Origin of the sequence: Rhizobium croatiense (assembly GCF_019793465.1) — a bacterium.
In the GTDB taxonomy this organism is placed as follows: Bacteria; Pseudomonadota; Alphaproteobacteria; order Rhizobiales; family Rhizobiaceae; genus Rhizobium; species Rhizobium croatiense.
Window position 1 is genome coordinate 491357 of the sequence record NZ_JAILYJ010000002.1, and the last position, 22796, is coordinate 514152.

Below are 22796 nucleotides of genomic sequence, written 5' to 3' on the forward strand. Positions count from 1 at the left end.
CCGGCAGTATACCGCAAGTCTCCTAGTTTGGCAGCCGATTAAGCGCCAGAACATCATTCATCGACGGCAGCCGTTTCGGGTGCTGCGAGGGAGAGGCTTCAACAATGGCAAAGTACAGAAACGGTCTGCCGCAACTCAAAGGCGGCACCTTCATTACCGATGGCGGCATGGAAACGACGATGATCTTCCAGGAAGGCATCGCGCTTCCGCATTTCGCCGCCTTCATATTGCTGGCTTCCGAAGACGGGCGGCAGCGGATGCGGAATTACTATCGCCGTTATCTCGATATCGCCCGACGGCACGGCACCGGCTTCGTGCTCGACACCGCGACATGGCGGGCCAATCCGGACTGGGGGCAGAAGCTCGGCTATACCGCTGAAGCCCTGAAGGCGGCGAACGAGGAAGCCGTCGAGCTGCTGGTTGGCTTATGCAGCGACTATGAGCAGCCGGAGCAGCCGATCATCATCAGCGGCGCGATCGGCCCGCGCGGCGATGGCTACAAGGCGGGCAGCATGGATGCGGCCGAAGCGGAAGACTACCACGCTTTCCAGATCGCGGCTTTCGCCGGCACCGAGGCCGATATGGTGACCGCCTTCACGCTGACCAATATCGACGAGGCGATCGGCCTCGCGCGGGCCGCACAGTCGTTCAACATGCCCTCGGCCATCTCTTTCACTCTGGAGACGGACGGCAGGCTGGTGACGGGCCGCAGCCTTCAGGATGCCATCGAGACGACGGATGCTGCGACCGGCGGGGCGCCGGCCTATTACATGATCAACTGCGCCCATCCCTCGCATTTCGAAGGTGCGCTCGATCCCGGCAGCGCCTGGGTAAAGCGCATTTCCGGCATCCGTGCCAACGCCTCGACCATGAGCCACGAGCAGCTGGACAATAGCGAGACGCTGGATGCGGGCGATCCCGAAGATCTCGGCCGCCGCTACCGCAAGCTCCTCGGCCGCATGCCTGCGGTGCGCGTGCTCGGCGGCTGCTGCGGCACCGACCACCGCCACGTCGCGGCGATCTGCGAGGCCTGCCTGCCGCAGGCGGCATGACTCGCGAGGGAAGGAGAGACAGGGATGACAGGCGGGGTCAGCCCTTGACGGCGTCTTTCTTCTGTCTGGCCCTATAACCGCTGATCTCCTCGCCAGCGGTTGGCGAAAAGCGCAGGTTCCAGAAGGTGGCGGTGATCGAGATGAGCGTGACGACGATGAAGGCGGTGGAGAAATCGCCGAGCGACGGCGTTTCGACATTGTTGAAGGCCATCGAGCCATGCAGCGCCAAGGCGCCGATGCAGATGCCGAGCGACAGCATCAGCTGCTGGAAGGTGGTGTAGAAACTCGTGGCCGAGCTCATCCGCTCCTTGTCGATCTGGTCATAGGCGATGGTGTTATAGGCGGTGAACTGGAACGACAGGAAGAAGGCGCTGAGTATCAGCACGATGAAGATGAGCGGCATCGGCCAATCCGGCCGGAAGGCGGCGCAGAGGCCGTAGCCGACCGTGCCGAGGATGCCGTTGAGGACGAGGCTGCGGCGGAAACCGAGCCGGCTGAAGACGAACTTCGCCATCGGCTTCATGGCGAGCGCGCCGAGCGCGGTGGCGATGACGATCTGGCCGGCGGCGGCGGCCGAAAGGCCGAAGCCGATCTGGAAGAGCAGCGGCAGCAGGAAGGGCTGCGCGCCCTGGGTGATGCGCGTCAGCGAACCGGCGATGACCGAGGTGCCGAAGCTCGGCACCTTCATCAGCGAGAAATCCATGATCGGCGACGGATGCCTGCGGGCATGCCTGAGATAGGCGATGCCGAAGATGAGGCCGACGGCGATCAGGAAAAGCGAGAAGGCGCCCTCGCCTTCGTGGCTCGACATTTCGAAGCCGAAAAGCAGCGAGCCGAGCGAGAGGCCGGAGAGCACGAAGCCGATCGTATCGAACGGGCCGCTCGCCTTGCCCTTCACCTCGTCGATATAGATCGAGACGAAGATCATGCCGATGATGCCGATCGGCACGTTGATGTAGAAGATCCAGCGCCAGTCGAGATAGGTGACGAAGAAGCCGCCGAGCGGCGGGCCGACGATCGGGCCGATCAGCGCCGGCACCAGCAGCCAGGACATGGCGCTGACCATATCCTTGCGGGCGACGCTGCGCATCAGCACCAGGCGCCCGACCGGCATCATCATCGCGCCGCCCAGGCCCTGCAGCAGCCGGGCCAGCACCAGGAACGACAGTGTCGGCGCCAGCGCACAGAGGATGGAGCCGATGACGAAGACGGCGATGGCCGCGCGGAAGACGGTGCGGGAACCGAAACTGTCGGCCATGCGGCCGCTCGCCGGAATGAAGATCGCCAGGCTGAGGAGATAGGAAGTCAGCGCGATCGACATGGCCGGGGCGCTGACGGCGAAATCGCGCGCCATGGTCGGCAGCGCCGTCGCCAGCACGGTCGCATCGATGTTTTCCATCAGCATCGCACTCGCGACAATCATCGCGATCACCCGGAAATTGGGCGCGGCGCGCCGAACCATCGGCGCCTGGTAAATCTGATCCGACATCGTCCGGGATCACTCGCGGTGGCGCGGCGGAGCACAGGAGGCAGCAAGGCCGCGGGGGATGACATGGCGTAATGCCAAGGGGAGACGATCTGCTATACGCCTGCGATCATGGCGGCGCTATGTCCTTTATGGCACAGCAGCTTTGACGAGCGGGAAAAGCAGATCACGTTTGCTTGCATCGGCCTCACGCTTCGTGAAGAGCTTGCGCCACAGGCCGCCCGGCCCTACCTTTCGGTTATGACCTCCGCCCTCGAGAAAAACCGGCCCGGTGCGGCCTTCGCCTTCGACAACAGCTATGCCGGCCTGCCGCAGCGCTTCTTTGCGGCGCAGATGCCGACGGCGGTGGCGGAGCCCTGGCTGATCAAGCTCAACGAGCCGCTGGCCACCGAGCTCGGGCTCGACGTCGAGGCGCTGCGGCGCGACGGCGCGGCGATCTTTTCCGGCAACCTCGTTCCCGACGGCGCACAACCGCTGGCGATGGCCTATGCCGGCCACCAGTTCGGCGGCTTCTCGCCGCAGCTCGGCGACGGCCGGGCGATCCTGCTCGGCGAGGTGATCGATCGCACCGGCAGGCGCTTCGATATCCAGCTGAAGGGCGCCGGGCCGACGCCTTTCTCACGGCGCGGCGACGGGCGGGCAGCACTCGGGCCGGTGCTGCGCGAATATATCATCAGCGAGGCGATGTTTGCGCTCGGCATTCCGGCGACACGGGCGCTGGCGGCGGTGACGACGGGCGAGCCGGTCTACCGGGAAGAGGTGCTGCCGGGCGCCGTCTTCACCCGGGTCGCGGCCAGCCACATCAGGGTCGGCACCTTCCAATTTTTTGCGGCGCGCGGCGATACAGACGGTGTGCGGGCACTCGCCGATTATGTGATCGACCGGCATTATCCCGCGCTGAAAGACGCGGAGGAGCCCTATCTTCGGCTGTTCGAGGCGGTTTCGGAACGCCAGGCGGCGCTGATCGCCCGCTGGCTGCATGTCGGCTTCATCCATGGCGTGATGAATACGGACAATATGACGGTCTCCGGCGAGACAATCGATTTCGGCCCTTGCGCCTTCATGGATGCCTATGATCCGGCGACCGTCTTCTCGTCGATCGACCAGCATGGCCGTTACGCCTATGCCAACCAGCCGGCCATCGGCCAATGGAACCTCGCGCGGCTCGGCGAAACGCTGCTGCCGCTGATCGACGCCGAACTCGACGGCGCAGTCGATAAGGCGAATGTGGTGATCCGGGCTTATGGCGAGCGGTTCCAGGCGCATTGGCTGGCCGGTATGCGGAAAAAGATCGGCCTTGCCGGCGAAGAGGAAGGTGATCTCGATCTGGTGCAGGCGCTGCTGTCGCTGATGCAGGCGCAAAGTGCCGATTTCACCCTGACCTTCCGCCGACTGTCGGACCTGGCCGGCGACGAGGCGGCGGAGCCCGCCTTTGCCGCAAGTTTCCGCGAGGTGGAGGCCGGCCGTACCTGGCTCACGCGATGGCGCGAGCGAGTGTCGCGCGATCTGCAGACGGCCAGCGAGCGCGCCACCGCCATGCGCAGCGTCAATCCGGCCTTCATTCCGCGCAATCACCGCGTCGAACAGGCAATCGAGGCGGCGGTCGAAAACGGCGATTTCTCGCTGTTCGAGGCGCTGCTGACGGTGCTCGCCAGGCCATATGACGACCAGCCGGATTTCGCCGCCTATAGCGAGTCGCCGAAGCCGCATGAGCGGGTGCTTGCGACCTTCTGCGGGACGTGAGCGGCTCCAATACAACCGTACCGTGACATCCGCCTGCGGCAAATGCAGCCGTTGAAAGGCATGTCCTTCGCGCTATCTGGCTGACCGGCGGGGCTTTTCCGCCCTTCTTCACCCGGCGAACCTCAGCGGGAGACAGCCTTATGGCGATCGTCATCACCTCCATCCTTTTCATCATCATCGGACTGGCGCTCGGCGGCGGCGGGCTCTGGCTCGTTACGCTCGGCGGCAGCGTCTTCTATCTGTTCGCCGGACTGATGTTCCTGATCACCGCCGGGCTGCTGCTGATGCGCAAGGCATTGGCGCTCTGGGTCTATGCGGTGCTCGTCATCGCGGCACTCGCCTGGGCGGTCTGGGAGGTGGGCTTCGACTGGTGGCAGCTCGGGCCGCGCGGCGGCCTCATCATCCTGCTCGGGCTGTGGCTGCTGACGCCCTGGATCCGCCGGCCGCTCGGCTTTCGCAGCCCGACCGGCATCACCTATGGCGCCAATCCCTGGCCGCTCGCCGTGCCGGTCGTTCTCGCCATCCTCGTCGCCCTCTATTCGATGACCACTGATCCGCACGATCTTGCCGGCGATCTGCCGAAGGATCAGGTCGCCGCCAGCCCCGCTTTCGGCGGCAGCGTGCCGGATGGAGAATGGCATCAGTACGGCCGCACGCCCTTCGGCCAGCGTTATTCGCCGCTCGACCAGATCACCGTCGACAACGTCTCCACCCTCAAGGAGGCGTGGCGATACCAGACCGGCGACGTCAAGCGGCCGGACGACATCAGCGAGACGACCTATCAGGTGACGCCGCTCAAGGTGAAGGACACGCTCTATCTGTGCACGCCGCATAACTGGGCGATCGCGCTCGACGCCAAGACCGGCAAGGAGAAATGGAAATATGACTCCAATTCCGGCATGAACCCCAACCGGCAGCATCAGACCTGCCGCGGCGTCACCTATTATGCCGACCCCGATGTCGCCGCCGGCCAGCCCTGCGCCGAGCGCGTCTACCTGCCGACCTCGGATGCCCGGCTGATCGCGCTCGACGCGGCGGACGGCAAGGTCTGCACCGGCTTTGCCGATCAGGGCGTGCTGCATCTGGAAACCGGCATGCGCTTCAACCCGGCCGGCTATTATTATTCCACCTCGCCGCCGGTCGCGGTGGCCGGCAAGATCATCATCGGCGGGGCGGTCAACGACAATTATTCGACCGAGGAGCAGTCCGGCGTCATCCGCGCCTTCGACATCAAGACCGGCGCGCTGGTGTGGAACTGGGATTCCGGCAATCCCGATGTGACGAGGCCGATCACCGACGGTCAGACCTATACGACCAATTCGCCGAACAGCTGGTCGGTCTTCAGCGTCGACGAGGCGCTCGGCATGGTCTACATCCCGCTCGGCAACCAGGTGCCCGACCAGCTCGGCATCAACCGCAGCGACAATGTCGAGAAATTCTCCTCCTCGATCGTCGCGCTCGACATCGCCACCGGCCAGCTGCGCTGGGTGCGCCAGACCGTGCATCACGACCTCTGGGACATGGACGTTCCGGCCCAGCCGGCGCTGATCGACCTGACGAAAGAAGACGGCAGCATGGTCCCCGCCCTGGTCGGCCCGACCAAGCAGGGCGATCTCTATGTGCTCGACAGGCGCAGCGGCGAGCCGATCATCCCCATCAAGGAGATCCCGGCGCCAGATGGAGCGATCTCGGGCGATCATACCTCGCCGACGCAGCCGATCTCCGACCTCACCTTCTCACCCGAGCCGCTGAAGGAAAAGGACATGTGGGGCGTGTCGCTGTTCGATCAGCTCGTCTGCCGCATCGATTTCCACCGCTACCGCTACGAGGGCCGTTACACGCCGCCGTCGCTCGAAGGCACGATCGTCTATCCCGGCAATTTCGGCACGTTCAACTGGGGCAGCGTCGCTGTCGATCCCGAGCGGCAGATCATGTTCGGCATGCCGACCTATCTCGCCTTCACCTCGCGCCTGGTGCCGGCCGCCGAGATTCCGCCGCGAGGTCAGGATGAAAAGGGCAGCGAACAGGGGCTCAACCGCAATGATGGCGCGCCCTACGGCGTCTTCATGGGGCCCTTCCTCGGACCGCTGCAGATCCCCTGTCAGGCGCCGCCATGGGGCTATGTCGCCGGCGTCGACCTGCGTACCGGCAAGATCGCCTATATGCACAAGAACGGCACCGTGCACGACATGACGCCATTGCCCCTGCCCTTCAAGGTCGGCGTGCCCGGCATCGGCGGGCCGATGCTGACCAAGGGCGGCGTCGCCTTCCTCGGGGCCGCGGTCGACAACTACCTCAGGGCCTATGACGTGACGAGCGGCCGGCAACTCTGGCAGGCGCGGCTTCCGGCCGGCGGCCAGGCGACGCCGATGACCTATACGACTGACGACAAGAAGCAATATGTCGTCATGGTCGCCGGCGGCCACGGCTCGGTCGGCACCAAGCCCGGCGATTATGTGATTGCCTATACGCTGCCGTGATGGACGAGTTGCCGTTCCTCGGAAGAAAGACCCTTCCCCAACCCCTCCCCACAAGGGGGAGGGGCTAACTCGCGGTCAGCTCCCCGCGACCAAAATAGGTGGTCACATGCTGCATCGTCAGAAATGAAATGCGACGGGCGCGACATGGCAGCCCCTCCCCCTTGTGGGGAGGGGTTGGGGAGGGGTTTTCATCCGCACACCGGACAGCCGTCATACCTTCCCCAACTCAAACCATCTCGACAATCATCCGTCCCACCTCGGCAAAGACCGGATTGAGGTCCTTCACCGGAACGGTCGCCTCGGCGATATAGACGGCGGCGACGATCGGGCCGCGGTCGGGGGGCCAGATGACGGTGATGTCGCCGAGGGAGCCGTTCGGGCCGGTGCCGGTCTTGTCGCCGACCTTCCAATCGGCCGGCAGGCCGGCCCTCAGCCGCTCCTTGCCGGTCGTGCTGGCGACCAGCCAGGCGATCAGCCTGTTGCAGGAGGCTTCCGTCAGCACAGAGCCGAGCGTCAGATTGCCGAGCGTATCGAGCATCGCAGCCGGTGTCGTCGTGTCGCGCGGATCGCCTTTCCGGCCCTCGTTCAGCGTCGGTTCGGTGCGGTCGAGACGCGTCGTGCCGTCGCCGATCGAGCGCAGCCAATCGGTCAGCCCCGCAGGCCCGCCGAAGCTTTCAAGCAGCAGGTTGCCGGCGGTATTGTCGCTGACGGTCACCGCCGCATCGCAGAGTTCGGCGATCGTCATGCCGTCGGCGCCTGCATGTTTTTCGCTGATCGGCGAATAGTCGACGAGCTTGTCCTTGCCATAGGTCACCCGCCGGTCGAGGCTCTCGTCGCCCTTGTCGACGCGAGCGAGCACGAAGCCGGCGGCCAGCGCCTTGAAGGTGCTGCACATCGGAAAGGCTTCGCTGCCGCGATAGCCGAAGGAGATGCTGGTCTGGGTGTCGAGCACCGAGACGCCGAGGCGCCCGCCGGTGCGTTTTTCCAGCTCGGCCAGGCGGCGCTCGACATTGTCGTCGCCCTCCTCGCTCTTCTCCTCGGCGCTGACGGGAAGCGTGAGCGCAGGCAGGCACAAAGCCGAGCCTATCAGCACGCGGCGGGTAAGACTGAGATCCATGAAAATCCTCCAGCGGTGAGGAGGACAGAGCTAAGGCGCGATTGCGGCGGCATCTCGTCATCGCGGCGACGAAGTCGTCCCGCGGCGACGAAGTCGTCCGCGCACCGGAATCATGCGGCGCGCGTCACCTCGACCGTCACATGCGACAATTCCGAGAGGGCCGAAAGCCGGGCCTTGTAGAAGGCCGGATCGCGCGGCTCGGGGGTGAGGACGGCGACGATGGCGGCATGGTGGCCGGGGCCGACCTGCCAGACATGCAGATCGGTGATCCGGTCTTCCTCCGTCTCGATCGCCTCGCGAATGTCAACCGGCAGCGTCTCGCCGTGCGGGACGACGTCGAGAAGGACGCCGCCCGAGGATTTCATCAGGCTCCAGGACCAGTTGGCGATGACCAGACCGCCGACAATGCCCATGATCGGATCGAGCCAGAGCCAACCATAGAGGCTGCCGAGCGTCAGCGCCGCGATGGCAAGCACGGATGTCAGCGCGTCGGCGACGACATGCAGATAGGCGGCGCGGATATTGTTGTCGCCGTGCTTTGCATGATTATCGTGGGCGTGGTGATCATGGGTATGATCACCATGATCATGATGGCCATGGTGATGGTGATGGTGATGATGGCCGTGTGCATGGTGGCCGCCTCCGGCAAGCAGCCAGGCGCTGGCGAGGTTGACGGCAAGGCCGACCACCGCCACGGCGATCGCCTGGGCAAAGCCGATCGGCACCGGATTTGCAAGGCGCAGCCAGCTTTCCCAGGCCATCAGCAGGGCGATCAGCGCAAGAATGATGGCGCTGGCAAAGCCGGCGAGATCGCCGAGCTTGCCGGTGCCGAAGGTGAATCGCGGATTGCGCGCCTGCCGGCGGGCAAAGAGATAGGCGAGCGCCGAAATCAAAAGGGCGCTGGCATGGGTCGACATATGCCAGCCATCGGCGACCAGCGCCATGGAGCCATAGGCGGTGCCGGCCGTTATCTCAGCCACCATCATCACCGCTGTCAGCGCGATCACCAGCCAGACACGCCGCTCGTTCACCGCATGATCGGCGCCGAGGAAAACATGATCATGTTCGAGGCTGTTCATTTGGGTTTTCCCAATCCCGGCAGTCATTCCAGGCTCCTTCTTCAAGCGCTCAGCGGAGATACGTTCTCAGCACTTCCGATATTTCCTCGACCGCCTCGGCCCTTGCCGCGTCATCGGCGGCATTCAGCACATGCTCGCGCAGGTGATCGTCCAGCACCTCGCCGGTCAATCCGGTCAGGGCGCCGCGGATCGAGGCGAGCAGCTGCAGGATTTCGCCGCAGGGGCGTTCGGCCTCGAGCGCCCGCTCGACCGCTTCCATCTGTCCCTTCAGACGACTGATGCGGGCGACGAGCTTCTTTTTCTGCAGGCTGGTGTGGGACATGACGGACTCACGAATTAATATAGGGGGGTATACTATCAGCATCTGCCGGCCGATATCAATGGCCGTGCCGCGCGTGAGCGTCATGCTGCAACGCCATTGACAAATGCCGCGTTTGCGGCGATGGGTTATCCATGATCAAGAACGCGCACCAGAGCCGCTCGTATTTTTGGCTGTACCTGTAAAGGGCGGCTGGACAGATCATATTGTCAACAAGCCGCCGTCAGGCGGCTTTGTTGTATCGGCAGCGTCCTGACGGCAGATTATCAAAGGACGCGAAGACCATGACCGAAATCGAAGACAGCGAAATTTCACTGATGCGCCCATCGGTGGTGACGATCCGCACCGCCAAGCCGCGCGACCTGCCCGAACTCAACGACATGATCGCCCTGCTTGCCGCCCATCACGGCGACGCGGCGGCGACGACGCCGGAGCAGCTGGAGCGCGATCTGTTCGGCCCCCTACCCTGGATCCATGCTCTCGTTGCCGAGACCGGCGAAGGGCTGATTGGCTACGCCATCCTCGTGCCGCTCTACAGGGCGCAGGAGGGAAAACGCGGCATGGACCTGCACCATCTTTTCGTCCGCGACGGCCATCGCGGCCACGGCACCGGCCAGCTGCTCGTCGACCGGGCCCGCGAGACAGCGCGCAATGCCGGCTGCGGCTATCTCTCCGTCAGCGCCGCGACCGGCAACGTGCTGGCGCACCGCTTCTACGAACAGCTGGATTTCACCCCGCGGCCGGTCACCGGCATGCGCTACATGCAGTCGATCGCTTAGGGTGGCTAGATCGAAGGTCTAGATTCCTGGCTCGATGGGCGGGAGCTCTTGGTTATGCTTGCCGCTATAGCGCCGCACATCTATTCAGACGCCGGCTGGGGTTTGGATCGAGTCGCCCGGGGGCCTGCTTCAATAATGCTGAAATTTTTTCGAATCGCCTAAGGAGCTTTCATGCCTGATTTCAAACTTCATTCCTTCGCTCTCTCCGGGAACTGTTACAAGGTCGCACTCTTCTTTGCGCTTGCGGGCATCGAATGGGAAAGCATTTTCGTCGACTATCTGGGCGGCGAAACGCGAACCGAAGAGTGGCGAAAAACGATCAACGAACAAGGCGAAGCGCCTGTGCTCGAACATGGCCAAACGAAGATCAGCCAATCGGGAATTATCCTGGACTACTTGGCAGAGGTGACAGGCCAATTTGGGGCGCAGACGGCCGAAGAACGGCGCGACATCATGCGTTGGATCCTCTTCGACAATCATAAATTCACCAGCTATTACGCCACGCTGCGGTTCATGTATGGCCTCCAGAAGAGCGGCGAGACGCCAGTCGTCGAGTTTTTAAGGCTGAGGGCTAAAGCTGCCTATGCGATTGTTGACGAACACCTGGCCAACCGGACCTTCATGGTCGGCGACCGGCTGACGATCGCAGATCTCTCCTTGGCGGGCTATGTCTTCATGCCGGAGGATACCGGCATCGATCACAGCGCCTTTCCGGCTATCGGAGCCTGGAAAGATCGTATCAGCAGCATGCCGGGCTGGCGCCACCCCTATGATCTCATGCCTGGTCCCACTTCCCTATAACAGGATCGAGCTCGACTTCCGGAATGCAGCGGCCGCAAAACCGCTGCACACTTTGCGCAACATGCTTCAGCGCCCCGGCACAGCCTTCAGATAGGCGGCGATCGCCTCGCGGTCGGCGGCCGGCAGGCGGGCGATATTCTGCTGCACATCGACCATCGAGCCGCCGACACTATCGAAATCGGGGGTGAAGCCGGTTTCGAGATAGCTGGCGATATTGGCCTCGCTCCAGCCGCCGATGCTTTTCGACGCCGGGGTGATATCGGGTATGCGGCCTTTGCCTTCGGGATTGGGCGCGCCGGCAAGCCACTGATCGGTCTTAAAGCCGCCGAGGGCATCGCGCGGCGTATGGCATTCGCCGCAATGACCGGGGCCCTCGACGAGATATTGCCCGCGCTTCACCTTGTCGTCGTTCTTGGCGAGTGCGACGCGCGGCTGATCGTTGAAATAAAGGAATTTCCAGCCGCCGAGCGCCAGCCGGATATTGTAGGGGAACGACAGCTCATGCGGGGGCGTGGCGTTGGCGCTCTTCGGCAGCGTCTTCAGGAAGGCGAAGAGGTCGTTAACGTCCTTATCGCTCATCCTGCTATAGGAGCCATAGGGAAAGGACGGGTAGAGATGCTCACCGCCCGGTCCGACGCCGCGTTTCATCGCATTGCCGAACTGCGCCAGCGTCCAGGCGCCGATACCGGCCTTTTCATCCGGTGAGATATTCGGCACGTGGAAGGTGCCGAAAGGGCTCTTCAGCGCCAGGCCGCCCGAAAGCGTCAGCTTCGCATCGCCTTCGGAACCGGGGGCTGAATGACAGCTGACGCAGCCGCCGGCCCAGAAGACCATCTCACCGTTGGCCGGATCCGGCGCGCCGAGGCCGGCCCAGTGGCTCTCCGGCAGCGGATCGGGCGCGATAACGAGATAGAAGACGCCCCCGCCGAGCACGGCGACGCCGATCAGACAGAGCACTAACCGGATGAACCTGCGGATCATGCCCCGCCTCCCCTTTTGCCGAGATTCCCCGGGCGCATATCAAGACGACCCGCGTCGGCGGCAAGGCCGGCGCGGATCGCATATAAAGATCCAGATCAAAACGGCCTATCGCTCACTTGCTAAGACGATAGGCCTTGTGACAGCCGGCGCAATTGGCGCCGAGGGTGTTCATCGTGGCGCCGACGGCAGCGGCATCGGCCGGAAGCTGAGCCAGAGCGGTTTCTGCATCGGCGGAAAGCTTTGCGGCGCGCGCCTTGAAGTCGTCCATGTTTTCCCAGAGCTTCGGGCTCACCGCTTCGTCGCCCGTCTCCGTGCCCGGCTTGAACTGATCGGGGAAAACCTTGGCGGTTGCGGCAATCGTCGTAAGCGCCGTCTTGACCGTCTCGGCGTCATAGGGCTTCTCGCCCTTGGCGATGCCGGCCAGAGCGCCCGCCGAACCGCCGATCTTCTTCATCAACGCAACGCGCGAGTCATGGGTGCCTTCGGCGGCAGTCACCGAGCCGAGGGCCATGCCGGCCATCGCCGCGGCCGCAGCTACTGCTTTCCAATTCATATTATCCTCTCCATTTTTCCTCGGCCAAGGCGGCCGGTGGCCAATCTGCACCGGCAGCATGACAAAATCCATGGCGCAAGGCAGTCACGTTTTGCCGGAGGGACATAAAAACAATGTGATAAACGGCGAACAAACCTGGGGCGAGCCGGTGCTGATCCGGCCGACTCGTTACGGGCTATCCCAAACTTGACGGCTCTATACTTCCACCAGCCTTGTTACCAGAAAGTCGATGAGGACTCGTGCGGCCATTGGCAGGTGCTTTCGCGAAACATAAAGAGCATGGATGCCAAGGGTGCTTGGCTGAGGATGTGCTTCTGAACAGCCTCGAAGGGCTGGAGAAGTCCGTCGCTCTGTTGCAGGGCGCCGCGTCTGTGCGGGCTTCGACCGAGAAGTCGGCTCTTTTGGAAGTGCGTGCAATGCTAAAGGATCGGGACTCTCCTCCTCCCTCAACAGTGCAAGAACTGAAGCACCAGATCGCCAACCGGCAGCTGGTATTTCCCGGCAGCCTCGAACGGGTCGCAAGGGAGATCCTGGAAAGACCTGACATAACGGCCTTTGAAAGTGCTGCCGCGGTGGGCGCGGGTGCCGCGTTTCTCCAGCAACGGTCCATCGGCTTGTACGGCACATTGGGTTCCAGACATTCGGTGAGTTTCGCGCGATGATAAGACAACAACTCTGCAGCACTGCCGCAAGTCATCCCTGAAGATGCAGCGACCTCCGCTGCTGCATCGGCCTCAATCGGCAGATGCAGCAACAGAGCTCGGCGATCGAGCTGCTGTGGGAGGACTTCGAGGCTCAGGCGCTCTTCCAACCCTGCCAGAGGCTAAGCGCGGAGACCGCGACCAGAAGCAGCCCGGCGCAGCGACCGACAAAGGCCGTCGCATCGGGATTGGCGACGAGAAGGTCGCGGCTGCGGCCGGCGGTCATCGCCAGCGTGCCGTAAATGGCGAACTGCGTCGCGACCGTCATGGCACCCATGATCAGGCCCTGCATCCAGACCGGGCCGTATTCCGGCCTCAGGAACTGCGGATAGACGGCGAACATGAAGATATAGGCCTTGGGATTGACCAGACAGGTGACGGCGCCCTGGTGGAAAGCGCGCCAGCCGGAGCCCGCCGTTGCCGGCCCGACCGCCTCAACGGTGATCGAGCTGCGCATCAGCGAAATGCCGATCCAGATCATATAGGCGACGCCGGCAAAGAGCAGCACGTTGAACAGCTGCGGCAGCATGGTGACAAGCACACCGACGCCGGCCGCGCCATAGGCGGAGTGCACGGCGCCGCCGGCCATGATGCCCCCGGTTGCCGCCAGCCCCCGCCGGATACCGCCGGTCAGCGCATTGGCGAGCACGAAGAGCATGTCCATGCCCGGCACGATGATGATGCCGAAGAGAAGGGTGAAGAAGAGCCAGAGGTTTTCATGGTAGTTCATGTCAGTTACCGCCTTGGGTTCTGCGAGCCGTTTTGAAAGACCCTGATTGATTTCAATCCGATAGGCGGCTCTATACGCAAACCCAACTGACAGTGTATTGTCAGGAGCGTGACGGATGGAGAGGCAAAATGCGCAAGGCCTCGCGGCTTTTCGAGATCATTCAGATCCTGCGGCTCGCCAGAAAACCGATGACGGCGGCTGTGATGGCCGAGACGCTCGAAGTGACGGTGCGCTCGATCTATCGCGATATCGCCGCCCTGCAGGCGATGCGGGTGCCGATCGAGGGCGGGCGCGGCATCGGCTATATCATGCGGCCGGGCTTCGACCTGCCGCCGCTGATGTTTTCGATCGAGGAAATGGAGGCGATCGTGCTGTCGCTGGCGCTGCTCGAACGCACGGCCGACGAGGAGCTGAAGCAGGCGGCGCGCCGGGTCAACCAGAAGATCGCCGGGGCCGTGCCGGCGCCGCTGCGCCAGGCGATGGACAATAAGGCGCTTTATGCCTGGGGCTCCGCGCAGCCGACCGGCTTCGACCTCGCGATCGTGCGCCGGGCGATCCGCGACGAACGCAAGCTGATGCTCGCCTACCGCGACGAACTCGGCCGCGGAAGCGAGCGGACGATCCAGCCGATCGCGCTGATCTATTATTCGCAGACCGCCAATATCGTCGCCTGGTGCGAGTTGCGCCAGGCCATCCGCAATTTCCGCAGCGACCGGGTGGAGCGCTGCGCGGCGAGTGACGATTTCTTCAAAGGCGACGGCGACAGGCTGCGGGAGCTTTGGACGAGTGGGTGGGCGGAGAAGGCTGTGGCGGGGTAACGAGCAGAGCGTTTGTGCGAACAGGTCTGGCAGCGCTTGAGGCACGAGCAGGAGGTCAATGTCATGCGACACCAGAGAGCGTCTTTCACAGGCTTCACCGCCACGCTCCTGACACGCCAGACCCAGGGGACTGCCGACATTTGCCCCACCCTCCGTCATCCTCGGGCTTGACCCGAGGATCCACGCCGACCTCCATCAGCAGCGGGCATGGATCCTCGGCTCAAGGCCGAGGATGACGGAGGATGGGGTTGCGTCCCGCCAAACTCACCGTTGGCGGGTTGGGCGCTTCTTCGGAGAGGCACCCCGAATATCTCGGTCAATTTCTGTTATAGAGCCGGTAAAGGCAGAGCATGACGTAAGGAGGAGTTGGCCAACTTTTATCGGCAGTCCCACCCAGCCTAATAAACCAGCGTCCGGCTCTCTTCCCGGCCGAATCCGCGGATTTCGATGTGGGCGGCATAGACCTCGACAATCGCGAAGGCGTTTTCGCTTTCGGTGTCGACCACGCCCTTGAAATTGACGAAGTGGCAGGCGCCGGCCTTGCCGTAATTGCCGACGTGGTCGTGACCATTGAGATAGGCGACGACATTGGCCTGCGCAGCGAGCAGCGCGACGATACGCTCGCTGTCCCACATGCCGTGCTCGCTGGGCGGATGCACGGGATAGTGATTCATGACGATCACCTTTTCGCCGGCCTCGCCCGCTTTGGCGATTTCATCGGCCAGCCAGGCGAACTGCGCGTCGCTCAGCGCGGCATTCCAGCGATGTGCATTCCTGGCGCCGTTCTCCTCCAGCTCGGCCAGCATTTGCGCGGCGAGCGCGCGATGCGGATGGCCTTCGGGCGGCGCGAAGGTGCTGACCTCATTGCCGTCGAGCACGATGAAGCGCCAGCCATGACGCGAGAAGCTGTAATAGGGCGATGGCATGCCGAGGCGTGTGGCGATTTCGGAGAGATGCCCCGCGGAGACGGAGAAATCGTGGTTGCCGAGCAGGAAGAGCGCCTCGTGCCTGAGCTTTTCATAGACCGGCAGGATATCGTCGAAGCTTGAAAAGCTGCGGTCGATGACATCTCCGAGCGTCACCACGAAGCTCAATTCCCAGCCGTTGAAAACCTCGATCGCCTCGGCGACCTTGGCGAGGCTGTTGGCGTAGTAGCGGTCCATGACCGCATGCGGAGGGATGGCCGCATATTGCGGGTCGGCGATGACGCCGAAGCGGAACAGGGGAAGAGCGGAGGAGGACATGGGGCGTGATAGGTTCGGCCGGTAACAAGGATGTGACGACGGGATGCTAAAACGAACACCCGGCGCTCGGGAGAACGCCGGGTGCAAGATCAAAGAGGCCAAGACATCGCCGCGGATGGCGGCAAGTCCGGTGCCGCTTACTTCGTGGCTTCTTCGTAGCGTTCCAGGACGTAGTCCCAGTTGATCAGGCTGTCGACGAAGGCCTCGAGATATTTCGGGCGGGCGTTGCGATAGTCGATGTAATAGGAGTGTTCCCAGACGTCGACGCCGAGGATCGGCGTGGCGCCGTGGACGAGTGGGTTTTCGCCGTTCGGGGTCTTGGAGATTTCGAGCTTGCCGTTCTTGACGGAAACCCAGGCCCAGCCGGAGCCGAACTGGGTAGCGCCGGCATTGGCGAAATCGGCCTTGAACTTGTCGTAGCCGCCGAGATCGGAGGCGAAAGCCGCTTCGAGCTTGCCCGGCAGCTTGTTGCCGCCGCCGCCCTTCTTCATCCACTTCCAGAAATGGATGTGGTTGTAGTGCTGCGCGGCGTTGTTGAAGAGGCCGGCATTGGTGCCGAAGGACTTCTTCACGACGTCTTCGAGCGACAGATCCGAAAGGCCGGCTTCGGCGGCGAGCTTGTTGCCGTTGTCGACATAGGCCTTATGGTGCTTGTCGTGGTGAAACTCCAGCGTTTCCTTCGACATGAAGGGGGCAAGGGCTTCGTAATCATAGGGAAGTTCAGGCAATTCGAAAGCCATGTCAGATCTCCTCTTGGCAATAGATTGCGTCATCGGCAGGTGAGGCGGAACATAGGAGGGGAACGGGGGAGAGGCAACCGGCGAAATATCAAAAAACGACCGGCCGGAGGAAAATTTGCCTCAGTTTCAGAGCTGGAATCGCACGCTCAAATCGCCTGACATACCCGCGCGGAGAACCGCTTCGAGCGCAACGCACAACAAGGGAGATCCGATATGAACAGGAATATAATCCAGCTTCCGGCCGCAGCAGCGCTTGCTTGTCTCGCAGGCGCGGCCCATGCCTCCTCCGACGAGGCCTGGCAGCAGTTCGCGGCCGATGTCGAGGCCAAATGCAGGAAGGCGGCGGTCGCGCTGGAGAAGCCTGTCGTCAGTGTCGATCCTTTCGGCACCTCCCATTACGGGCTCGCTTTGGTGACGGGAAAGCCGAAAGGCGCCAAGGGGCTCGTCGCCCAGATCTGCGTCTATGACAAGCAGGAAAAGTCGGTCGAGATCGGCAGCGCGATGGATGCCAAGAAGATGGGGCTGGCGCCGGCCAAATAGCCGGCCGCCGTCACGGTTTGCGACTCCAGTCACATTCCGAGCGGAACCCAAGCCCACCCTTAGGAGTTGACGTTCCGGGTTTTTAGAGCGCCGTGCGTCTGTGAGAGGCGCCGAGGCGCTCTATGTTTGTGATAAATGCATGATCGTTTTCAAAATTGATTCCGATTCTTGGGGTTGTGCGCAGGAGGCTTAGGCATGTCGGAACTTCGCAACCGGGCGGAAGATCAGCAGAAAATCTATCAGCGCTGGGCACCGGTCTATGACCGCGTCTACCGCGGCATCCTGCGCGACGGCCACCGCAAGCTTGCCGCCCTTGCCGCTGCGGCCGGCACCGATATTCTGGAAATCGGCGTCGGCACCGGCCTGACGCTCGGGCACTATCCCAGCCGTTGCCGGGTGACCGGCATCGACATTTCCGAACATATGATCGCCCGGGCGCGCGAAAAGGTACGGCGCGAAAAGCTGCAGCATGTCCGGGCGCTCGAGGTGATGGATGCGCATGCGCTCGCCTTTGCCGACCAGTCTTTCGACGTGGTCTGCCTGCCCTTCGTCATCACGCTCATTCCCGAGCCCGAGCGGGCGCTGGACGAATGCGCCCGGGTGCTGCGGCCGGGCGGCGAAATCATCCTGGCGAGCAAGCTCGGCGACGGCGCCGGCCTACAGGGCGCAATCGAAGCGGCGGTGGCGCCGCTGGTGCGCCACATCGGCTGGTCCTCCGCCTTCCGCATCCACCGCATCATCGCCTGGGCCGAGCGTCGCGGCGATTTTTCCGCGGCCGATATTCTGCCGGTCTTTCCGAACGGCTTTTTCAAGATCGTGCGGTTGAAGCAGCGCGGACTTTCCGCCTGAGCAAAAAAAAATCCCGCATCGTGGATTCTGATGCTACCGTTCGTCAGAGGGGACTGCATGACATCGGATATCTTCTTCTTCATCGCCGTCGGCTTCTGCGCCCAGATCGTCGACGGCGCGCTCGGCATGGCCTTCGGCGTGCTGTCGACGACGAGTCTGCTGGCTTTCGGGGTGCCGGCCGCCAATGCCAGCGCCATGACGCATGTGACCGAAATGTTCACGACGGCAGCATCCGGCCTGTCGCATGCCTATCACCGCAATATCGACTGGCGGCTGGTGGCGCGGCTGGCTCCGGCCGGCATGATCGGCGGCGCGATCGGCGCCTATCTGCTGGCCAATGTCGACGGCAAGGTGATCGAGCCCTTCGTGTCGGCCTATCTGATCGCGATCGGCTTGTTGATTCTCTACAAAGCCTTTCGGCCGCCGGGCAGGCGCGAGGTGCGCGACTGGGCCGTGCCGCCCGTCGGGCTTTGCGGCGGCATCCTCGATGCGATCGGCGGCGGCGGATGGGGACCGGTCGTCACCAGCACGCTCGTCGGGCGCGGCCATGATCTCAAGCGGGTGATCGGCTCGACCAATTTCACCGAATTCGCGGTGACCCTGACGATTTCGCTGACCTTCATCCTGACGCTCGGCTGGTCGGAGCTCAATTCGGCGATCGGCCTGATCATCGGCGGCGTCGTCGCCGCCCCGTTCGGCGCCATCCTCGTCAAGCGGCTGCCGGTGCGGGCGCTGATGGTGGCGGTCTCGATGATCATCATCACGACCTCGGCAATACGGCTCCTGTAACCGCCTCAGCCGCGATCAGAGATTCCGCCCGAAATAGACCTCCACGGAGGCGATTTTGTCGCCGCGGAAGCGCAGGCTTTCCATATTGCCGAAGCTGCCGCCGTCCAGTTTTTCGGCGCGGTAGCGAACGACTGCCTCCTCGCCGTCGACGGCCAGGAATTCGATGTGGATATCGCGGAAGAACGGTTCCTTCGGCCAGCAACGCTCGAAATAGGTCGCCCGGTCGATGTGATCGTCGCGCGGACTGGAGAAGGTGAAATCCTCCGTCAGCATGGCGCCGACTTTGTCCTTGCGGTCGTCGAGATAGGCGGCGTAGAGATCGCGAACTGTCTGTTGCCTCGTGTGCATGTCGCTCACGGCAATATCCTCCGATTACTGATTGCACCGCGCAATCAGTCTAGCACTTTTACCTGAGATGATCCAGATTGCGGCTCAACTGCGCCGGCAGGATCGATGCCGAGGCAAGGAATGACCCATACGCAATTGGACGCGGCGAGCGCCAGCGCAGGCTCAATCTACTGGAAGCGCAATCTCGCCGTCTCGCTGATCGGCTCCTTCACGACAATCGTGGCGATGACACTGCTGCTGCCCTTCCTGCCGCTCTATGTCGAGGAACTCGGTGTCAGCGATCATGCGGCGATCGTGCAGTGGTCGGGCATCGCCTATGGTGCCACCTTCTTCGCCGCGGCTCTTGTCGCGCCGCTCTGGGGCCGGCTCGGCGATATCTATGGCCGCAAGCTGATGCTGGTGCGCGCCAGTCTCGGCATGACGGTGGCGATCTCGCTGATGGGCATGGCCGGCAATGTCTGGCAGCTGGTGGCGCTGCGCCTCTTCGTCGGCCTGGCCGGCGGCTATGCCTCCGGCTCGATGGTGCTGGTGGCGACGCAGACGCCGAAGGAGCGCTCGGCCTGGGCGCTCGGCGTGCTTTCCTCCGGCATCATGGCCGGCAATCTCGTCGGACCGCTCATCGGCGGGGCGCTGCCGCCTGTCATCGGCATTCGCGGCACGTTTCTCGCCGCCGGCAGCATGATTTTCCTCGCCTTTCTCGCCACGATCCTGCTGATCAAGGAGGAGAAAACACCGGCCCGCAAACAGGCGGCCAAGGCGAGCGGCGGCTGGAAAGCCATCAGCGACAAGCGGCCTGTCGTCGCCATGCTGGCGACCGGCCTGCTGTTGATGTTCGCCAATATGTCGATCGAGCCGATCATCACCGTCTATGTCGCGCAGATCGTGCCGGTCGCAACTGAGGTGACGATGATCTCGGGCCTCGTGATGTCGGCCGCCGCCCTCGGCAGCATTCTCTCGGCCTCCTGGCTCGGAAGGCTTGCCGACAGGATCGGTCACTGGCCAGTCATTGCAGGCGCGCTCGCCGTCGCCGGGCTGCTGCTGATCCCGCAGGCCTTCGTCACCAGCTCCTGGCAGCTGATCGTCCTGCGCTTCCTGATGGGCGCCGCCCTCGGCGGGCTGCTGCCCTGCATTGCTGCCGTCATCCGCCACAGCGTGCCCGATAGCGCGGCCGGCAGCATTCTCGGACTTTCGATCTCCTCGCAATATGTCGGCCAGGTGGCCGGCCCCGTCCTCGGCGGCTTCGTCGGCGGCCATATCGGCATGCGGGCGGTCTTCCTCGGCACCGCGGTGCTGCTTGTCGCCGGTGCGGCCTATGCCTGGATGGTGCGGCCCAGGACGACTGAGGCCGGATCGGGATCAGCTGCGCGCGCTGCCGCAGATCAGCTCGACGCCTGAGCGGGCGATTGCCTCCAGCGTCTCGCGGCTGTCGCCGGCGCGGGCGCGCACGGCGAGCGAATGCATGACGGCGGAGGCGAGCCTTGCCAGCATCTGCGGATCGGCGCTCTCGGGAAGCTCGCCGCGTTCGACGGCAAGGCGCATGCGCTTTTCGATCTCGCCGTCGAAATCGCTGAGGCTGCGGCCAAGCACCTCGCGGACCCGTTCACGCTCGACCGCCTCGACCGTTGCCGTGCCGATCAGCAGACAGCCGCGCGCGGCCGTTTCACCGTGCAGATAGACCGCCAGCGCGCCTTCATAGACGCGGGCGAGATTGTCGCGCAGCGGCAGCGACGGGTCGAGCGCCTGGGCCAGCGCATACATGCCGTCCTGCCGATACCCCTCTAACGTATCGAGATAGAGGTCCTCCTTGTCGCCGAAGGCGCCGTAGAGGCTCGGGCGGTTGAGGTTGGTCGCCGCACTCAGATTGTCGAGCGAGGCGGCGGCAAAACCCCTGTCCCAGAAGACGTCCCGCGCCTTGGCGAGCGTTGCCTTGGCGTCGAAGGCCCTCGGGCGGCCGCGCTTCTTCTCATCCTTCATATTTTGTACCGTTTCGCATTAAATTCTTGACGAAGGTTATTTTATGCGAAACAGTACAGATGTTCAATGACATCGGACAGGCGGGCGCCGACCGCCCGCATGAGAGAGGAATCGCCATGAAACTCTATATGAACGCCGCTGCCTGCTCGCTTTCGCCGCATATCGTCTGCCGGGAGCTGGGGCTTGATATCGAGCTCGTCCAGGTCGACCGGGAAACGCACCGGACGAGCGACGGCAAGGACTATCTCGCCATCAACGGCAACGGCTATGTGCCGGCGCTGATGCTCGACGATGGCAAGGTGCTGACCGAGGGACCGGCAATCGCGCAGTTCCTCGCCGACAGCGTGCCGCAAGGCGCCGTGATGCTGCCCGAAGTCGGCAACCTCAGACGCAACGAGGTGCAATCCTATCTTAATTTCATATCCGCCGAACTGCACAAGCCGATGGTGCTGCTGTTCGACCCGGCTTATGCCAGCGTGCATGCGCAGATCCGCGCCCAGGTCGCAAAGCGGCTCTCCTGGCTGAGCGGCCGTTTTGCCGGACCCTATCTGACCGGCGAGGCCTTCACTGTGGCGGACGTCTATCTCTTCGTCTGCCTGAACTGGTCGCCCTGGACGGGAATCAATCTCAAGCAATGGCCGGCACTGCACAGTTTCATGGCCCGTGTGGCGGCACGCCCGAAGGTGCGCGAAGCGCTACGGGCCGAAGATCTCGAGGCCTTCGATGCCGACGGCGTCTATTTTGCGCCGAATGTCTATCTCGCCGCGTCGGACTGGACGGGCGTGCCGGTGCAGCTTTAAACGCTGCTCAGAGTGCGTTGACGGCTACCGGCAGCGCGCGCTTATGGGCGGTGGCGCGATAGGCGGCGAGAATGCGGCGGCGGGCGATCTCGCCGACCGGCCGGCCTTCGAGAAAATCGTCGATCTCGTCATAGCTGACGCCATAGGCCTCCTCGTCGGGGCGCAGCGGCCGCTGGTCTTCCAGATCGGCGGTCGGCACCTTGAAGATCAGCTCGTCGGGGGCGCCGAGCCGCTTTGCCAAGAGGCGGACGCGGCGTTTGTTGAGGCCGGCAAGCGGCAGGATATCGGCGGCACCATCGCCGAATTTGGTGAAGAAGCCCATGACCGCTTCGGCCGCATGATCGGTGCCGATGACGAGGCCGCCGAGCGCGCCGGCCAAAGCGAACTGGGCGATCATCCGCTGGCGGGCCTTGATGTTGCCGAGGATGAAATCCTGCCGGCCGGCATCTGCGAAGGCAAGACCGCCATCTTGAGCGGCGGCTAGCATCGCATCCGCCGCCGCCTTGATGTTGACCACCATCGAGCGGTCGGCGCCGATCGTTTCCAGCGCCTTGACCGCATCAGCCTCGTCCGCCTGGACACCATAAGGAAGGCGTACGGCGATGAATTCGGCCGCATGGCCGCTGTCACGCAGCTCGCGCACGGCCTTCTGAGCCAGCAAGGCCGCCGTCAGCGAATCGACGCCGCCGCTGATGCCGAGGACGTAGCCGCGCATGCGCGAAGCGACGAGATAATCCTTGAGGAAAGCGGTTCGCCGTTCGATCTCCCGCTCAGGATCGATATCGGCGGCGACACCCAGTTCGCGGATGATCTCGCCTTGTTCGTCGAACAGCACGGTCATAAGCTCCTCCTCCCCGCTTACGGAATTCCGGC

General features: G+C 63.4%; 23 protein-coding genes and 1 pseudogene. 12 read left to right on the top strand and 12 right to left on the bottom strand.

Annotated features, from left to right (window positions below; translation table 11 throughout):
- Positions 1 to 104: 104 nt before the first annotated feature.
- A complete protein-coding gene (locus K6M89_RS05120; RefSeq protein ID WP_222138635.1) occupies positions 105 to 1052 on the top strand; it encodes a homocysteine S-methyltransferase family protein in 948 nt (315 codons plus the stop codon).
- Positions 1053 to 1089: 37 nt separating this feature from the next.
- Here K6M89_RS05120 and K6M89_RS05125 read toward each other — a convergent pair whose 3' ends face one another.
- Positions 1090 to 2541, bottom strand: a complete 1452-nt coding sequence (locus K6M89_RS05125) for an MFS transporter (protein ID WP_222138636.1) — start codon at positions 2539 to 2541, stop codon at positions 1090 to 1092.
- Between the two features lie 237 nt (positions 2542 to 2778).
- On the opposite strand from K6M89_RS05125, the gene K6M89_RS05130 reads away from it, so the two are divergent.
- Together K6M89_RS05130 and K6M89_RS05135 are read left to right on the top strand one after the other, a co-directional pair.
- Complete coding sequence (locus K6M89_RS05130; protein WP_222138637.1) at positions 2779 to 4281, top strand: protein adenylyltransferase SelO; 1503 nt, start codon at positions 2779 to 2781, stop codon at positions 4279 to 4281.
- 140 nt (positions 4282 to 4421) lie between these two features.
- The gene (locus K6M89_RS05135) at positions 4422 to 6761 is read left to right on the top strand and encodes a glucose/quinate/shikimate family membrane-bound PQQ-dependent dehydrogenase (RefSeq protein WP_222138638.1); all 2340 of its coding nucleotides are present in this window, start codon (positions 4422 to 4424) and stop codon (positions 6759 to 6761) included.
- Between the two features lie 226 nt (positions 6762 to 6987).
- On the opposite strand, the gene bla is transcribed toward K6M89_RS05135, so the two are convergent.
- The 3 genes from bla to dmeR form a co-directional block, all read right to left on the bottom strand.
- Positions 6988 to 7878: a class A beta-lactamase gene (gene bla, locus K6M89_RS05140; protein WP_222138639.1), complete on the bottom strand. Its 891-nt coding sequence runs from the start codon at positions 7876 to 7878 to the stop codon at positions 6988 to 6990.
- A gap of 110 nt (positions 7879 to 7988) precedes the next feature.
- Complete coding sequence (gene dmeF, locus K6M89_RS05145; RefSeq protein WP_222138640.1) at positions 7989 to 8984, bottom strand: CDF family Co(II)/Ni(II) efflux transporter DmeF; 996 nt, start codon at positions 8982 to 8984, stop codon at positions 7989 to 7991.
- Between the two features lie 22 nt (positions 8985 to 9006).
- Positions 9007 to 9279 (bottom strand): Ni(II)/Co(II)-sensing transcriptional repressor DmeR, encoded by a 273-nt coding sequence (gene dmeR, locus K6M89_RS05150; protein ID WP_097608495.1) that lies wholly within the window; start codon positions 9277 to 9279, stop codon positions 9007 to 9009.
- A 281-nt stretch (positions 9280 to 9560) separates the two neighbouring features.
- Between dmeR and K6M89_RS05155 the strand changes: the two genes are divergently transcribed.
- Positions 9561 to 10055, top strand: a complete 495-nt coding sequence (locus K6M89_RS05155; protein ID WP_222138641.1) for a GNAT family N-acetyltransferase — start codon at positions 9561 to 9563, stop codon at positions 10053 to 10055.
- 171 nt (positions 10056 to 10226) lie between these two features.
- The gene (locus tag K6M89_RS05160; RefSeq protein ID WP_222138642.1) at positions 10227 to 10856 is read left to right on the top strand and encodes a glutathione S-transferase family protein; all 630 of its coding nucleotides are present in this window, start codon (positions 10227 to 10229) and stop codon (positions 10854 to 10856) included.
- A 66-nt stretch (positions 10857 to 10922) separates the two neighbouring features.
- On the opposite strand, the gene K6M89_RS05165 is transcribed toward K6M89_RS05160, so the two are convergent.
- Both K6M89_RS05165 and K6M89_RS05170 read right to left on the bottom strand, forming a co-directional pair.
- Positions 10923 to 11837 carry a c-type cytochrome gene (locus K6M89_RS05165; RefSeq protein WP_222138643.1) on the bottom strand — a complete coding sequence of 305 codons (915 nt, stop codon included), beginning with the start codon at positions 11835 to 11837 and terminating at the stop codon, positions 10923 to 10925.
- A 112-nt stretch (positions 11838 to 11949) separates the two neighbouring features.
- Positions 11950 to 12390, bottom strand: a complete 441-nt coding sequence (locus K6M89_RS05170; protein WP_097580132.1) for a c-type cytochrome — start codon at positions 12388 to 12390, stop codon at positions 11950 to 11952.
- A 416-nt stretch (positions 12391 to 12806) separates the two neighbouring features.
- Here K6M89_RS05170 and K6M89_RS05175 point away from each other — a divergent pair.
- A pseudogene (locus K6M89_RS05175) lies at positions 12807 to 13093 on the top strand (MurR/RpiR family transcriptional regulator).
- 92 nt (positions 13094 to 13185) lie between these two features.
- Here the strand turns inward: K6M89_RS05175 and K6M89_RS05180 are convergent.
- Positions 13186 to 13821 carry a LysE family translocator gene (locus tag K6M89_RS05180; RefSeq protein ID WP_097580124.1) on the bottom strand — a complete coding sequence of 212 codons (636 nt, stop codon included), beginning with the start codon at positions 13819 to 13821 and terminating at the stop codon, positions 13186 to 13188.
- Positions 13822 to 13949: 128 nt separating this feature from the next.
- On the opposite strand from K6M89_RS05180, the gene K6M89_RS05185 reads away from it, so the two are divergent.
- Positions 13950 to 14639 carry a helix-turn-helix transcriptional regulator gene (locus K6M89_RS05185; RefSeq protein ID WP_222138644.1) on the top strand — a complete coding sequence of 230 codons (690 nt, stop codon included), beginning with the start codon at positions 13950 to 13952 and terminating at the stop codon, positions 14637 to 14639.
- A gap of 398 nt (positions 14640 to 15037) precedes the next feature.
- Here K6M89_RS05185 and K6M89_RS05190 read toward each other — a convergent pair whose 3' ends face one another.
- Together K6M89_RS05190 and K6M89_RS05195 are read right to left on the bottom strand one after the other, a co-directional pair.
- Positions 15038 to 15883 carry a metallophosphoesterase gene (locus tag K6M89_RS05190; protein WP_222138645.1) on the bottom strand — a complete coding sequence of 282 codons (846 nt, stop codon included), beginning with the start codon at positions 15881 to 15883 and terminating at the stop codon, positions 15038 to 15040.
- A 137-nt stretch (positions 15884 to 16020) separates the two neighbouring features.
- Positions 16021 to 16623, bottom strand: a complete 603-nt coding sequence (locus K6M89_RS05195; RefSeq protein ID WP_003569477.1) for a superoxide dismutase — start codon at positions 16621 to 16623, stop codon at positions 16021 to 16023.
- Positions 16624 to 16836: 213 nt separating this feature from the next.
- On the opposite strand from K6M89_RS05195, the gene K6M89_RS05200 reads away from it, so the two are divergent.
- The 3 genes from K6M89_RS05200 (at position 16837) to K6M89_RS05210 (ending at position 18801) form a co-directional block, all read left to right on the top strand.
- Positions 16837 to 17163: a hypothetical protein gene (locus K6M89_RS05200; protein ID WP_222138646.1), complete on the top strand. Its 327-nt coding sequence runs from the start codon at positions 16837 to 16839 to the stop codon at positions 17161 to 17163.
- Between the two features lie 195 nt (positions 17164 to 17358).
- Complete coding sequence (locus K6M89_RS05205) at positions 17359 to 18012, top strand: class I SAM-dependent methyltransferase (RefSeq protein WP_222138647.1); 654 nt, start codon at positions 17359 to 17361, stop codon at positions 18010 to 18012.
- A 57-nt stretch (positions 18013 to 18069) separates the two neighbouring features.
- On the top strand, positions 18070 to 18801 hold the full coding sequence (locus K6M89_RS05210; protein ID WP_097580119.1) for a sulfite exporter TauE/SafE family protein: 732 nt from the start codon (positions 18070 to 18072) through the stop codon (positions 18799 to 18801).
- A gap of 15 nt (positions 18802 to 18816) precedes the next feature.
- Here the strand turns inward: K6M89_RS05210 and K6M89_RS05215 are convergent, their stop codons facing one another.
- On the bottom strand, positions 18817 to 19158 hold the full coding sequence (locus K6M89_RS05215) for a nuclear transport factor 2 family protein (protein ID WP_222138648.1): 342 nt from the start codon (positions 19156 to 19158) through the stop codon (positions 18817 to 18819).
- Positions 19159 to 19269: 111 nt separating this feature from the next.
- Between K6M89_RS05215 and K6M89_RS05220 the strand changes: the two genes are divergently transcribed.
- A complete protein-coding gene (locus tag K6M89_RS05220) occupies positions 19270 to 20544 on the top strand; it encodes a multidrug efflux MFS transporter (RefSeq protein WP_222138649.1) in 1275 nt (424 codons plus the stop codon).
- Here the strand turns inward: K6M89_RS05220 and K6M89_RS05225 are convergent.
- On the bottom strand, positions 20506 to 21123 hold the full coding sequence (locus tag K6M89_RS05225; RefSeq protein WP_222138650.1) for a TetR/AcrR family transcriptional regulator: 618 nt from the start codon (positions 21121 to 21123) through the stop codon (positions 20506 to 20508). The two genes, K6M89_RS05220 and K6M89_RS05225, sit on opposite strands and share 39 nt — an antisense overlap.
- A gap of 116 nt (positions 21124 to 21239) precedes the next feature.
- On the opposite strand from K6M89_RS05225, the gene K6M89_RS05230 reads away from it, so the two are divergent.
- Positions 21240 to 21923, top strand: a complete 684-nt coding sequence (locus K6M89_RS05230) for a glutathione binding-like protein (protein ID WP_222138651.1) — start codon at positions 21240 to 21242, stop codon at positions 21921 to 21923.
- A 7-nt stretch (positions 21924 to 21930) separates the two neighbouring features.
- Here the strand turns inward: K6M89_RS05230 and nadE are convergent, their stop codons facing one another.
- Positions 21931 to 22764 carry an NAD(+) synthase gene (nadE, locus tag K6M89_RS05235; RefSeq protein ID WP_097580114.1) on the bottom strand — a complete coding sequence of 278 codons (834 nt, stop codon included), beginning with the start codon at positions 22762 to 22764 and terminating at the stop codon, positions 21931 to 21933.
- Between the last annotated feature and the right edge of the window lie 32 nt (positions 22765 to 22796).

Coding starts and splice junctions, on each gene's coding strand:
- K6M89_RS05120 (WP_222138635.1), top strand. CDS start 105: ATGGCAAAGTACAGAAACGGTCTGCCGCAACTCAAAGGCGGCACCTTC.
- K6M89_RS05125 (WP_222138636.1), bottom strand. CDS start 2,541: ATGTCGGATCAGATTTACCAGGCGCCGATGGTTCGGCGCGCCGCGCCC.
- K6M89_RS05130 (WP_222138637.1), top strand. CDS start 2,779: ATGACCTCCGCCCTCGAGAAAAACCGGCCCGGTGCGGCCTTCGCCTTC.
- K6M89_RS05135 (WP_222138638.1), top strand. CDS start 4,422: ATGGCGATCGTCATCACCTCCATCCTTTTCATCATCATCGGACTGGCG.
- bla (WP_222138639.1), bottom strand. CDS start 7,878: ATGGATCTCAGTCTTACCCGCCGCGTGCTGATAGGCTCGGCTTTGTGC.
- dmeF (WP_222138640.1), bottom strand. CDS start 8,984: ATGACTGCCGGGATTGGGAAAACCCAAATGAACAGCCTCGAACATGAT.
- dmeR (WP_097608495.1), bottom strand. CDS start 9,279: ATGTCCCACACCAGCCTGCAGAAAAAGAAGCTCGTCGCCCGCATCAGT.
- K6M89_RS05155 (WP_222138641.1), top strand. CDS start 9,561: ATGACCGAAATCGAAGACAGCGAAATTTCACTGATGCGCCCATCGGTG.
- K6M89_RS05160 (WP_222138642.1), top strand. CDS start 10,227: ATGCCTGATTTCAAACTTCATTCCTTCGCTCTCTCCGGGAACTGTTAC.
- K6M89_RS05165 (WP_222138643.1), bottom strand. CDS start 11,837: ATGATCCGCAGGTTCATCCGGTTAGTGCTCTGTCTGATCGGCGTCGCC.
- K6M89_RS05170 (WP_097580132.1), bottom strand. CDS start 12,390: ATGAATTGGAAAGCAGTAGCTGCGGCCGCGGCGATGGCCGGCATGGCC.
- K6M89_RS05180 (WP_097580124.1), bottom strand. CDS start 13,821: ATGAACTACCATGAAAACCTCTGGCTCTTCTTCACCCTTCTCTTCGGC.
- K6M89_RS05185 (WP_222138644.1), top strand. CDS start 13,950: ATGCGCAAGGCCTCGCGGCTTTTCGAGATCATTCAGATCCTGCGGCTC.
- K6M89_RS05190 (WP_222138645.1), bottom strand. CDS start 15,883: ATGTCCTCCTCCGCTCTTCCCCTGTTCCGCTTCGGCGTCATCGCCGAC.
- K6M89_RS05195 (WP_003569477.1), bottom strand. CDS start 16,623: ATGGCTTTCGAATTGCCTGAACTTCCCTATGATTACGAAGCCCTTGCC.
- K6M89_RS05200 (WP_222138646.1), top strand. CDS start 16,837: ATGAACAGGAATATAATCCAGCTTCCGGCCGCAGCAGCGCTTGCTTGT.
- K6M89_RS05205 (WP_222138647.1), top strand. CDS start 17,359: ATGTCGGAACTTCGCAACCGGGCGGAAGATCAGCAGAAAATCTATCAG.
- K6M89_RS05210 (WP_097580119.1), top strand. CDS start 18,070: ATGACATCGGATATCTTCTTCTTCATCGCCGTCGGCTTCTGCGCCCAG.
- K6M89_RS05220 (WP_222138649.1), top strand. CDS start 19,270: ATGACCCATACGCAATTGGACGCGGCGAGCGCCAGCGCAGGCTCAATC.
- K6M89_RS05225 (WP_222138650.1), bottom strand. CDS start 21,123: ATGAAGGATGAGAAGAAGCGCGGCCGCCCGAGGGCCTTCGACGCCAAG.
- K6M89_RS05230 (WP_222138651.1), top strand. CDS start 21,240: ATGAAACTCTATATGAACGCCGCTGCCTGCTCGCTTTCGCCGCATATC.
- nadE (WP_097580114.1), bottom strand. CDS start 22,764: ATGACCGTGCTGTTCGACGAACAAGGCGAGATCATCCGCGAACTGGGT.